General features: G+C 57.4%; 10 protein-coding genes. 3 read left to right on the top strand and 7 right to left on the bottom strand.

What is annotated here, in order from left to right; all coding sequences use genetic code 11:
- Window positions 1–74 precede the first annotated feature (74 nt).
- From hemG to pepQ, 4 genes are read right to left on the bottom strand one after another with little or no spacing between them, the layout of a single operon-like run.
- Window positions 75–608, bottom strand: coding sequence for a menaquinone-dependent protoporphyrinogen IX dehydrogenase (hemG, locus tag HMPREF9538_RS24995; protein WP_002883453.1), 534 nt, complete (start codon window positions 606–608; stop codon window positions 75–77).
- Window positions 609–619: 11 nt separating this feature from the next.
- Window positions 620–2,071, bottom strand: coding sequence for a Trk system potassium transporter TrkH (gene trkH / locus HMPREF9538_RS24990; RefSeq protein ID WP_002883450.1), 1,452 nt, complete (start codon window positions 2,069–2,071; stop codon window positions 620–622).
- A 38-nt stretch (window positions 2,072–2,109) separates the two neighbouring features.
- A complete protein-coding gene (locus tag HMPREF9538_RS24985; RefSeq protein WP_009483976.1) occupies window positions 2,110–2,724 on the bottom strand; it encodes an IMPACT family protein in 615 nt (204 codons plus the stop codon).
- Window positions 2,724–4,055, bottom strand: a complete 1,332-nt coding sequence (gene pepQ / locus HMPREF9538_RS24980; protein WP_004181656.1) for a Xaa-Pro dipeptidase — start codon at window positions 4,053–4,055, stop codon at window positions 2,724–2,726. The genes HMPREF9538_RS24985 and pepQ overlap by 1 nt, the downstream gene beginning before the upstream one ends.
- Before the next feature lie 191 nt (window positions 4,056–4,246).
- On the opposite strand from pepQ, the gene fadB reads away from it, so the two are divergent.
- On the top strand, window positions 4,247–6,436 hold the full coding sequence (gene fadB, locus HMPREF9538_RS24975) for a fatty acid oxidation complex subunit alpha FadB (protein WP_020316726.1): 2,190 nt from the start codon (window positions 4,247–4,249) through the stop codon (window positions 6,434–6,436).
- Window positions 6,437–6,445: 9 nt separating this feature from the next.
- Window positions 6,446–7,609 (top strand): acetyl-CoA C-acyltransferase FadA, encoded by a 1,164-nt coding sequence (gene fadA, locus HMPREF9538_RS24970; RefSeq protein ID WP_004150456.1) that lies wholly within the window; start codon window positions 6,446–6,448, stop codon window positions 7,607–7,609.
- 106 nt (window positions 7,610–7,715) lie between these two features.
- Here fadA and fre read toward each other — a convergent pair whose 3' ends face one another.
- On the bottom strand, window positions 7,716–8,417 hold the full coding sequence (gene fre, locus HMPREF9538_RS24965; protein ID WP_002883448.1) for an NAD(P)H-flavin reductase: 702 nt from the start codon (window positions 8,415–8,417) through the stop codon (window positions 7,716–7,718).
- Window positions 8,418–8,466: 49 nt separating this feature from the next.
- Window positions 8,467–9,942, bottom strand: coding sequence for a 4-hydroxy-3-polyprenylbenzoate decarboxylase (ubiD, locus tag HMPREF9538_RS24960; protein ID WP_009309755.1), 1,476 nt, complete (start codon window positions 9,940–9,942; stop codon window positions 8,467–8,469).
- A gap of 178 nt (window positions 9,943–10,120) precedes the next feature.
- Between ubiD and rfaH the strand changes: the two genes are divergently transcribed.
- Entirely contained in the window at window positions 10,121–10,609 is a 489-nt protein-coding gene (gene rfaH / locus HMPREF9538_RS24950) for a transcription/translation regulatory transformer protein RfaH (RefSeq protein ID WP_002883430.1), read from the top strand.
- On the opposite strand, the gene tatD is transcribed toward rfaH, so the two are convergent.
- Window positions 10,606–11,409, bottom strand: a complete 804-nt coding sequence (gene tatD, locus HMPREF9538_RS24945) for a 3'-5' ssDNA/RNA exonuclease TatD (protein ID WP_004146458.1) — start codon at window positions 11,407–11,409, stop codon at window positions 10,606–10,608. The two genes, rfaH and tatD, sit on opposite strands and share 4 nt — an antisense overlap.
- Window positions 11,410–11,444: the final 35 nt, after the last annotated feature.

The raw sequence follows: 11,444 nt of genomic DNA on the forward strand, positions 1-11,444 counted from the left end.
TCTGAGGTGACAAGGGGAAATGCAAAAAAACTTTTCGTTCGCTCGATTTTCCATCACAACGCGAGTTTTACGCGCTATTTGCGCGCCATTTGTGCGATTTCCCGAGCAAACCGGGATACCTGTTGCCAGTCGGTATAGACCACTTCCTTGCGGGTATCCGTTTCACCCCCGGTCATTTTCATAATCAGGCGGATCATAAACCGATCGTACCAGCTGTAGCGCGGGTAGCGCAGCGCGCCGGCAAATACCGCGCAGCTCTGCGGCTGCCACGGCGAGTTCAGCAGAAACTTACGCGTATAGCTGTTGGTCTGCGGCGTGCGCTTCTCGGGTTTACGCGCCACCAGGTTAACCGAAAAGAATGCCCCCGGCAGCGCCTGCAATGCTGCCAGATGCTTTTTCACAAAGCGGTCCACCGCCGGATGAAAGTGCCCGTAGCGAATCGACGCGCCAATGACCACCCGATCGTAGTGATGCCATTCGACGACATCGGTACGGTTCAGGTTCAGGGTGTCCGCATCGATGCCCAGCTCTTTAAGCTCAGAGGCGAGAAACGAAGCGATTTCACGGGTCTGCCCGTCGCGGGTGGAGAAGAGAATTAAAGTTTTCACGAGCACTCCTGTTATTCGCGCCAGAAAGTGGGGGTAAAGAGCACCAGTAAGGTGAACACTTCCAGACGACCAAACAGCATATTAGCAATCAGGATCCATTTCGCGACCGGGTTCATGGTGGCAAAGTTATCCGCGACGACGCCGAGCCCAGGCCCGAGGTTGTTCAATGTCGCCACCACGGAGGCGAAAGCAGAGAAGTCATCCACCCCGGTGGCGATAATCGCCAGCATACTAATGATAAAGACCAGCGCATAGGCGGAGAAGAATCCCCATACCGCTTCCAGAATACGTTCCGGCAGCGCGCGGTTACCTAATTTAATGCTATACACCGCATTCGGGTGCACCAGCCGCTTCAGCTCACGGTTGCCCTGCTTGAACAGCAACAGGATACGGATCACTTTTAATCCACCGCCCGTGGAGCCAGCGCAGCCGCCGATAAATGCGGAGCACAGCAACAGCACCGGAAGGAACAGCGGCCAGCGTGCAATACTATCGGTGGTGAACCCCGCGGTGGTCGCCATCGACACCACCTGGAAAAACGCCTGGTTCAGCGTCGTCAACACCGAGCCGTACACGTTATGAAGCCATAGCACCAGCGTACAGACGATGACCAGCGTCAACTGGACGCCAATGAACATCCTAAATTCGGGGTCGCGCCAGTACACCTTCAGGCTGCGTCCGCTCAACAACGAAAAATGCAGACCGTAATTACAGCCGGAGATCAGCAGGAAGATGGCAATGATGGAGTTGATCATCGGGCTGTTGAAATAGCCGACGCTGGCATCGTGAGTCGAGAAACCGCCGATGGCGATGGTGGCGAAACTGTGCCCGATCGCATCGAACGCCGGCATACCGGCAAACCAGAGCGCCAATGCGCAGGCGATCGTGAGTAACACATAGATGAGCCACAATGTCTTCGCCGTCTCGGCAATACGCGGACGCATCTTGTTATCCTTCAGCGGGCCGGGCATTTCCGCGCGGTAGAGCTGCATCCCCCCGACGCCGAGGATAGGCAGAATCGCTACCGCCAGCACAATGATCCCCATGCCGCCGAACCACTGCAGCATCTGGCGATAAAAGAGGATAGCGTGCGGAAGCGAGTCCAGCCCCACCAGAGTGGTCGCCCCGGTCGTCGTCAGGCCGGAAAATGACTCGAAGAAGGCATCCGTCACCGTCAGGTTCGGCTGTTCGGAGAAGATAAAGGGCAAGGCCCCCACGCTCCCCAGCACGGTCCAGAACAGCACCACGATCAGAAACCCTTCACGAGATTTCAGTTCGCCTTTTTGCTTACGGTTCGGCCACCACAGCATGGAGCCGATCGCCAGAGCGACAAAGAAGGTTTGAGTGAAGGCCCGTCCCGCGCCATCGCGATATATCAGGGCCACTAATCCCGGGACGATCATCGTCCCCGAAAACAAGATGACCAGCAGTCCAACGATTCGGGTTATGGCGCGAAAATGCATCTCTGGCGCTTCCTTTGATAGGCAAAAAACAGAGGGGATTATTCGTTAATCTTCAGTAATTGCAATGAACCACGACAAAAATCAGCCAGTCTTGCTGAAAAAGCCGCCACTTCGGCCTGGGGAAGCGCCACGCGCAGCCGAACTGACGCCAGATATTCGCTTTCAACGACGTTTCCGGAGAATTGGGCGAGCAGCGCTTCGACGCCGGCCAGTTGCCCATACTCACACTGCAAAGTATATGCCGTTAACGGCGTCTTGCGCAGCGTCGTAAGCTGCGCCAGCGCCTGATGCACCCCGCCGCCATAGGCCTTAACCAGACCGCCGGTGCCCAGCAGGATACCACCGTAGTAACGCACGACGACAGCGGTTATCTCGCCGACGCCGCTTCCCATCAGCTGCGCCAGCATCGGTTTACCCGCCGTTCCCGCCGGTTCGCCATCGTCTGAAAACCCCAGCTGTTGCGAATCATCAGGCGGCCCCGCGACCCACGCCACGCAGTGGTGGCGGGCATCAGGGTGATCCGCTCTGACGGACTCGACAAAAGCTTTTGCCGCCGCCACGCCGTCGGTATGCGCCAACAGCGTGATAAAACGGCTTTTTTTAATCTCCTCAACGACGGTAACCGGCGCCGCCGGGATTAACCAGCTCTCCATCAGGCCAGCTTCAGATCGCGCGTCATATTTTCGATACTGTTTTCGTGAATCACCACGTTATCTTCGATACGGATCCCACCGAACGGCTTCATGGCGTCAATTTTTTGCCAGTTAAAGTGCTTGCTGAACGGGCCTTCACGCCACGGCGCCAGTAACGACTCGATGAAGTAGATGCCGGGTTCAATAGTTAACACCATCCGCGGCTCGATAATACGGGTGCAGCGCAGATACGGGTATTTCGACGGCGCCGCCAGATGCGTACCGGTGTCATCCTGCATAAAGCCAGCGACATCATGCACCTGCAGACCCAGCGGATGGCCAATCCCGTGCGGCATAAACGGCCCGGTCAGGTCATTCTCCACCATCGCCTCTTCGCTCATGTCGGTAACCAACTGGTGTTTACGCAACAGCTTCGCGATACGCTGATGGAACTGGATATGGTAATCAATGTAACTGGTACCGGCCTTCATGGTACTAATCAGCGCCAGCTGCTCATCGTTAACGTCTTTGATCAGATGGGCAAAGTCGTTATCGCCGTGCGCCGCCCAGGTGCGCGTCAGATCTGCGGCATAGCCGTTATATTCCGCACCGGCGTCGAGCAGGAAACTGCGCATCTCCGCCGGGGCACGATGGTCCAGTTTGGTGTAGTGCAGGACGGAGGCATGCTCATTCAGCGCGACAATATTGCTGTAAGGCACGTCGGTATCACGATGGCCGGTGGCGGTGAGATAGGCCTGGTTGATATCGAATTCGCTCATCCCCGACTGGAAAGCTTCGTAGGCCGCACGATGACCATTCACCGCCGACTTCTGCGCTTCACGCATGCAGGCCAGCTCGTAATCGGTTTTGTAAGCCCGGTAGTAATGCAGGTAGTCGATAACCCCTTTCGGGTTGATCTTATCCGCGGCGATACCCAGGCCCAGCGCGCGCTCAGGCACCGGGCCGATATAGCCAATATTACCGCGAGCGGCAGGCAGCTGGCTGCCGATGCCATCGGCCTTCGGTAGCGCGATCACGTCTATCTCTTCGGTCCAGAAAGAGGTCGGCAACGGCTCAACGTTATGCCAGTAATCTACCGGCAGATAGAACCACAGCTTCGGTTTATTCACACCGTCCACCAGCAGCCAGCAGTTAGGCACCTGAGTCACAGGCACCCAGGCTTTGAACTGCGGATTGACCTTGAACGGGTACGGATGGTCATCAAGGAAGACGTTAACCAGCTCGCCGGAGTGAATCAGCAGAGCATCCATTTGAAAACGGGCCAGGACGTCGCGGGTACGTTCTTGTAGGGTAACAATATGATTTTTATAGAGCGCGGCCAGGGATTCCATCTTTTATCCTTTGCTTTTATGGGATCGTGATACACCGCATCTTAGCACATCGACCTGCGTGCGGGTGATTTCCGCCGGATGTGATCCGACCAGCAATTATTTAAAGAGTAATTTGCAATTCTTTAACATAAATTCCACACTCCGTTTCATCTGGTATGACCAGATCATATTGCTGGATTCAGGAGACTGACATGCTCTACAAAGGCGACACCCTGTACCTCGACTGGCTGGAAGAAGGCATCGCCGAACTGGTGTTCGATGCCCCAGGTTCGGTCAACAAGCTTGATACCGCAACCGTAGCCAGCCTTGGTCATGCGCTGGACGTACTGGAAAAACAAAGCGATCTCAAAGGTCTGCTGCTGCGCTCTGAAAAAGCGGCATTTATCGTCGGCGCGGATATCACCGAATTCCTCTCGCTGTTCCTGGTCCCTGAGGAGCAGTTAAGCCAGTGGCTGCATTTTGCTAACAGCGTCTTCAATCGTCTGGAAGATCTCCCCGTCCCCACTATCTCTGCCGTCAATGGCTATGCGCTGGGCGGCGGTTGCGAATGCGTGCTGGCGACCGACTATCGCCTCGCCACGCCGGATCTGCGCATTGGGCTGCCAGAAACCAAGCTCGGCATTATGCCGGGCTTCGGCGGTTCCGTGCGTCTGCCGCGCCTGCTCGGCGCCGATAGCGCGCTGGAAATTATTGCCGCCGGGAAAGACGTCGGCGCCGATCAAGCACTGAAAATCGGCCTGGTGGATGGCGTGGTCGCTGCGGAAAAACTACGCGACGGCGCGCTGGCGATCCTACGTCAGGCCATGAATGGCGACCTGGACTGGAAAGCGAAACGTCAGCCGAAGCTGGAGCCGCTGAAGCTCAGCAAAATTGAAGCCGCCATGAGCTTCACGATTGCCAAAGGCATGGTCGCGCAAACCGCCGGGAAGCATTACCCGGCGCCGATCACCGCGGTCAAAACCATTGAAGCCGCCGCGCGTCTTGGTCGTGAAGAAGCCCTGGTGCTGGAAAATAAAAGCTTTGTCCCGCTGGCCCATACCAATGAGGCCCGCGCGCTGGTTGGTATCTTCCTGAACGACCAGTACGTCAAAGCGAAAGCGAAAAAGCTGACCAAAGATGTCGAGACGCCGAAGCATGCTGCCGTCCTGGGCGCTGGCATTATGGGCGGCGGTATCGCTTACCAGTCGGCCTTGAAGGGCGTGCCGGTGGTGATGAAAGACATCAGCGACAAATCGCTGACCCTGGGTATGACCGAAGCGGCGAAACTGCTGAATAAACAGCTGGAACGCGGCAAAATCGACGGTCTGAAGCTGGCCGGAGTGATAAGCACCATTCAGCCAACCCTGGAATACAGCGGTTTTGATCGCGTCGACGTGGTTGTTGAAGCGGTGGTGGAAAACCCGAAAGTGAAGAAAGCCGTACTAGCGGAAACCGAGTCAAAAGTGCGCCCGGATACCGTGCTGGCGTCCAACACCTCAACGATCCCCATCAGCGAGCTGGCCAGCGTTCTGCAGCGCCCGGAAAACTTCTGCGGTATGCACTTCTTTAACCCGGTGCATCGCATGCCGCTGGTTGAAGTGATCCGCGGCGAAAAAACCTCGGATAATACCATTGCCAAAGTGGTGGCCTGGGCCAGCAAAATGGGCAAAACGCCGATTGTGGTGAATGATTGTCCCGGCTTCTTCGTCAACCGGGTACTGTTCCCCTACTTCGCCGGCTTCAGCCAGCTGCTGCGCGACGGAGCGGACTTCCGCAAAGTCGACAAAGTGATGGAGAAACAGTTTGGCTGGCCGATGGGCCCGGCTTATCTGCTGGACGTGGTCGGCATCGATACCGCGCACCATGCTCAGGCGGTCATGGCGGCGGGCTTCCCGCAGCGGATGCAGAAAGATTATCGCGACGCCATCGACGCCCTGTTTGACGCCAACCGTTTCGGCCAGAAGAACGGCCTCGGCTTCTGGCGCTATAAAGACGACAGCAAAGGTAAGCCGAAGAAAGAAGAAGATGCTGCCGTCGACAGCCTGCTGGCCGACGTCAGCCAGTCGAAGCGCGATTTCAGCGATGAAGAGATTATCGCCCGCATGATGATCCCCATGGTTAACGAAGTCGTCCGCTGCCTGGAAGAAGGCATTATCGCCAGCCCGGCGGAAGCGGATATGGCGCTGGTATACGGCCTGGGCTTCCCTCCGTTCCACGGCGGCGCATTCCGCTGGCTGGACACCATCGGCAGCGCGAAGTATCTCGATATGGCGCAGCAATACCAGCACCTTGGCCCGCTGTATGAAGTGCCAGCCGGTCTGCGTGACAAAGCGCGCCATAACGAAGCGTATTATCCCCAGGTAGAGCCAGCCCGTCCGGTTGGCGCTCTGAAAACGGCTTAAGGAGTCACAATGGAACAGGTTGTCATTGTCGATGCAATTCGCACCCCGATGGGCCGTTCGAAGGGCGGCGCATTTCGCCACGTGCGCGCGGAAGACCTCTCCGCGCACCTGATGCGTAGCCTGCTGTCGCGCAATCCGTCGCTTGAGGCAAGCGCGATAGACGATATCTACTGGGGTTGCGTGCAGCAAACCCTCGAGCAGGGTTTTAACATCGCCCGAAACGCGGCGCTGCTGGCGGAGATCCCGCATTCGGTACCAGCAAATACGGTCAACCGTCTGTGCGGTTCTTCCATGCAGGCGCTGCACGATGCGGCCCGTATGATCATGACCGGCGATGCCAGCGTCTGCCTGATTGGCGGCGTCGAGCACATGGGCCATGTGCCAATGAGCCACGGCGTCGATTTCCATCCGGGCCTCAGCCGCAACGTGGCAAAGGCGGCAGGGATGATGGGGCTGACTGCGGAGATGCTGGCGCGTCTGCACGGTATTAGCCGCGAGATGCAGGATCAGTTCGCCGCGCGCTCTCACGCTCGTGCCTGGGCCGCAACCCAGTCCGGCGCATTCAAAGCGGAGATTATCCCCACCGGCGGCCACGATGCCGATGGCGTACTCAAGTCCTTTAACTATGACGAGGTGATCCGCCCGGAAACCACCGTCGAGACGCTGTCCACGCTTAAACCGGCGTTTGACCCGGTGACCGGTACGGTAACGGCGGGTACCTCTTCCGCCCTTTCCGATGGCGCAGCGGCGATGCTGCTGATGAGCGAAAGCCGCGCTCGCGAGCTGGGGCTGAAGCCGCGCGCTCGCGTCCGTTCAATGGCGGTGGTCGGCTGCGACCCGTCCATTATGGGTTATGGCCCGGTTCCGGCCTCAAAGCTGGCGCTGAAAAAAGCGGGCTTATCCACCAGCGATATCGACGTTTTTGAAATGAATGAAGCATTTGCCGCGCAGATCCTACCGTGTATTAAAGATCTGGGCTTAATGGAGCAGATCGATGAGAAGATCAACCTCAACGGCGGGGCGATCGCGCTCGGTCATCCGCTGGGCTGTTCCGGGGCGCGTATTAGCACCACGCTGATCAACCAGATGGAGCGCAAAGACGCTCAGTTCGGCCTCGCCACCATGTGTATCGGCCTGGGACAAGGGATCGCTACCGTGTTTGAGCGGGTTTAAGCGAAAGGGTATCTCAACGCCATTGCCACCAGAACCTGGCGGCTATGGCGAAGAGAGCAGGTTTAGTTGCCGTTCTTCCCGCCTGTCAGGGGCGGGTTTTTTATTTTCAGATAAACGCAAACGCATCGCCAAACAGGCGATCTTCACGCGCGCCGCGCTCATTACAGAACAGGTCGCGAGCGATCTTGGCCATCTCAAAACGACCGGCAATGTAGATGTCATGCTCGGCCAGCGTACCGTAATCCTGCAGCACGGCGGTGAGTACCGTACCGGAGCGACCACGCCACCCTTCTTCCGGCTGTTCAACCACCGGCTCGATGCGCAGATTCGGATGCTTGATGCTTAACGCTTCCAGCTCGGCCAGATCGTACAGATGCTTAGCCTCGCGGCCGCCCCAATAAATGGCGATATCGCGATCCGGGTTACGCGCCAGCGCGCTTAACAAAATAGAACGCACATAAGAGAATCCGGTACCGCCGGCGATCAGAATCAGTGGGCGATCTTCGTCATCGCGCAGCCACGCTTCGCCATGCGGAATATCAACCTCAATTTCACGCTCTTTCAGAATGCGATCCATGACCGCCATCGCGTACAGATTGAGCTCCGAGGCGCCGATATGCAGCTCGATAAATTCCTGTTCCGCCGGCGTGGAAGCCATGGAGAACGGGCGCTTGTCGCGCTCATCCATTACCACCATCAGATACTGGCCGGCACGGAAGGAAAATGCCGCTTCCGGCACTAATCGAACACGATATACGGTATCGGTAATCGCCTCCACCGAGGTCACTTTACAGCTTAAGGTTGTCATGCGTCCCCTCTGTCGGGTCAATAGAGCAAAACAGCGGCGTTAGCCCCGCTTACTGTTGTTTAAAGATGGCCAGTTCATCCCAGATGGCGTCAATACGCGCCGTAACGGCAGGATCTTTTTTGATTGGGCGACCCCATTCACGCTGGGTTTCGCCAGGCCATTTATTGGTGGCATCCAGCCCCATTTTTGAACCCAGGCCGGAAACCGGCGAGGCAAAATCCAGATAATCAATTGGCGTATTCTCTACCAGTACCGTATCACGAGCCGGGTCCATACGGGTAGTGATCGCCCAAATCACATCGTTCCAGTCGCGTGCATTGACGTCGTCATCGCAGACAATCACGAACTTGGTGTACATAAACTGGCGCAGGAACGACCAGACGCCCATCATTACGCGCTTGGCATGTCCCGCGTACTGTTTTTTCATGGTCACCACCGCCAGGCGATAGGAGCACCCTTCCGGCGGCAGATAGAAATCAACGATTTCCGGGAACTGCTTTTGCAGGATCGGGACGAAGACTTCATTCAGCGCCACGCCCAGCACCGCTGGCTCATCGGGCGGTCGGCCGGTATAGGTAGAATGATAAATCGCGTCTTCACGCTGGGTAATATGGGTTACCGTAAACACCGGGAACTGGTCTACTTCATTGTAGTAACCGGTGTGGTCGCCATACGGGCCTTCCGGCGCCATTTCACCGGCCTCAATGTAGCCTTCTAGCACAATTTCCGCGCTGGCCGGCACTTCAAGGTCATTGGAGACGCACTTAACCACTTCGGTCTTGGTGCCGCGCAGCAGGCCTGCAAAGGCATATTCCGACAGGGTATCGGGCACCGGCGTCACCGCGCCAAGAATGGTTGCCGGATCGGCGCCAAGCGCCACGGAAACCGGGAAGCGTTCGCCCGGACGCGCCGCGCACCACTCCTGGAAATCCAGCGCGCCGCCGCGATGAGACAGCCAGCGCATAATCAGTTTGTTTTTGCCGATCAGCTGCTGGCGATAAATTCCCAGGTTCTGCCGCTCTTTGTGCGGCCCGCGGGTTACCGTCAACCCCCAGGTGATCAGCGGCGCGGCATCTTCCGGCCAGCAGGTCATAATCGGGATTTTATTCAGATCGACATCATCGCCCTGGATGATTTTTTGCTGACAGGGGGCGCCGCGCAGGCGTTTGGTCGGCATATTCAGCACTTGCTTGAACTGCGGCAGCTTATCAAACAGGTCGCGGAAGCCTTTTGGCGGCTCAGGTTCTTTCAGAAAGGCCAACAGTTTACCCACCTCGCGCAGCGAACTGACATCCTCCTGCCCCATCCCCAACGCCACGCGACGCGGCGTGCCGAACAGATTGCACAGCACCGGCATGGTATAGCCTTTCGGATTCTCAAACAGCAGCGCCGGGCCGCCGGCGCGCAGAGTCCGGTCGGCAATTTCGGTGATTTCCAGGTGAGGATCGACCGGCAGAGTGATACGTTTTAGTTCGCCCTGTTGTTCCAGGAGTGTCAGAAAGTCGCGAAGATCGTGATATTTCATGGAAGTGTTATTGACCTCTCTACAGGCGGCTAATTATACGGTGTTCGACGGCGCGATGCTGTAATTTTGTTAAATTAGCGTGAAAGAACGCTGAAATTTGGATTTCAATTATAATGGCTTTCGCGATTACACCAGCCATTTGTTATGCTTGCCGTTATTAGAAGTGGAATGAGTCATTATGCAAGCCTGGTACTTACTGTATTGCAAACGTGGGCAGCTACAACGAGCCCAGGAACATCTGGAACGTCAGTCAGTTAACTGCCTGATGCCGACGATTGCGCTGGAAAAAATCATTCGCGGTAAACGCACCATGGTCAGCGAACCGTTGTTCCCGAACTACCTGTTTATTGAGTTCGATCCAGAGGTGATTCATACCACCACCATCAGCGCCACTCGCGGGGTTAACAACTTCGTGCGCTTTGGCGCCCTACCCGCTATCGTCCCCTCGGCGGTCATCCATCAGCTTTCTATCTACAAACCGGAAGGGATTACCGACCCGGAAACGCCGCATGAGGGCGATAGCGTGCTAATCACCGACGGCGCGTTTGAAGGCCTGGAGGCGATCTTCACCGAGCCCGACGGCGAAGCGCGCTCTATGTTGCTGTTAAACCTGCTGAATAAGCAAGTCCTGCAGAGCGTTAAAAATACCGACTTCCAGAAAATCTAAACGCCGTTAATGTCGACGCCAAACAGCGCCCTGACGTTTGCGTCCGTTTGCGCCTCCAGCCATTGCGCCTCCTCGCCGCGCCAGGCCGCGACGCTGGCCAGGATATGCGGCAAATACGCGGGCTCGTTACGCCGCGAGGCCGGTTTCGGCTTGAGGTCGCGCGGCAGCAGATAAGGCGCATCGGTCTCCAGCAGCAGACGTTCCGCCGGGATCGCCGGCAGCAGCTCGCGCAGCTCCAGTCCCCGCCGCTCATCGCATACCCAACCGGTAATACCGATAAACAGGCCCAGATCCAGGCATTCCTGCACCTCGCTGCGGCTGCCGGTAAAGCAGTGCAGCACCGCGCCCGGGATCTTCTCAAGCCAGGGTTTAAGCAGTGTCAGAAACCGATCGTGGGCGTCGCGGCAGTGCAAAAACACCGGCATCGACAGCTCAGCGGCCAGCGCCAACTGGGCGCTGAACGCTACCTCCTGCTCGTGCGGCGTGGAAAAATTCCGGTTAAAATCCAGACCGCACTCGCCTATCGCCACCACCTGCGGCTCGCCGGCGAGGGTATAAATCGCCTCGGCGACCGCTGGCGTCCAGCTGCTACCGTCATGGGGATGAACCCCCGCCGTGGACCAGCAGCCGGAATAGCGGCTCGCCAGTTTCTGCGCCTGCTGGCTCTCCGCCAAATTTGTGCCGGTCAGCAGCATGCCGTTAACCCCCGCCGCCAGGGCGCGCGCCACTACCTCATCATGATCGCGGGAAAACTGCGAACTGGTCAGATTAACGCCGATATCAAACATGATCGCTCCCATATGCCAACCCCCCCCCCCCCCGGGGGGGGGGGGGG

The sequence above is a fragment of the Klebsiella sp. MS 92-3 genome (assembly GCF_000195655.1).
In the GTDB taxonomy this organism is placed as follows: Bacteria; Pseudomonadota; Gammaproteobacteria; order Enterobacterales; family Enterobacteriaceae; genus Klebsiella; species Klebsiella pneumoniae.

Excerpts from the sequence above, each read along its gene's own strand:
- tatD (WP_004146458.1), bottom strand. The coding sequence starts at position 11,409 with ATGGGAGCGATCATGTTTGATATCGGCGTTAATCTGACCAGTTCGCAG.
- ubiD (WP_009309755.1), bottom strand. The coding sequence starts at position 9,942 with ATGAAATATCACGATCTTCGCGACTTTCTGACACTCCTGGAACAACAG.
- fadA (WP_004150456.1), top strand. The coding sequence starts at position 6,446 with ATGGAACAGGTTGTCATTGTCGATGCAATTCGCACCCCGATGGGCCGT.
- fre (WP_002883448.1), bottom strand. The coding sequence starts at position 8,417 with ATGACAACCTTAAGCTGTAAAGTGACCTCGGTGGAGGCGATTACCGAT.
- HMPREF9538_RS24985 (WP_009483976.1), bottom strand. The coding sequence starts at position 2,724 with ATGGAGAGCTGGTTAATCCCGGCGGCGCCGGTTACCGTCGTTGAGGAG.
- rfaH (WP_002883430.1), top strand. The coding sequence starts at position 10,121 with ATGCAAGCCTGGTACTTACTGTATTGCAAACGTGGGCAGCTACAACGA.
- pepQ (WP_004181656.1), bottom strand. The coding sequence starts at position 4,055 with ATGGAATCCCTGGCCGCGCTCTATAAAAATCATATTGTTACCCTACAA.
- fadB (WP_020316726.1), top strand. The coding sequence starts at position 4,247 with ATGCTCTACAAAGGCGACACCCTGTACCTCGACTGGCTGGAAGAAGGC.
- trkH (WP_002883450.1), bottom strand. The coding sequence starts at position 2,071 with ATGCATTTTCGCGCCATAACCCGAATCGTTGGACTGCTGGTCATCTTG.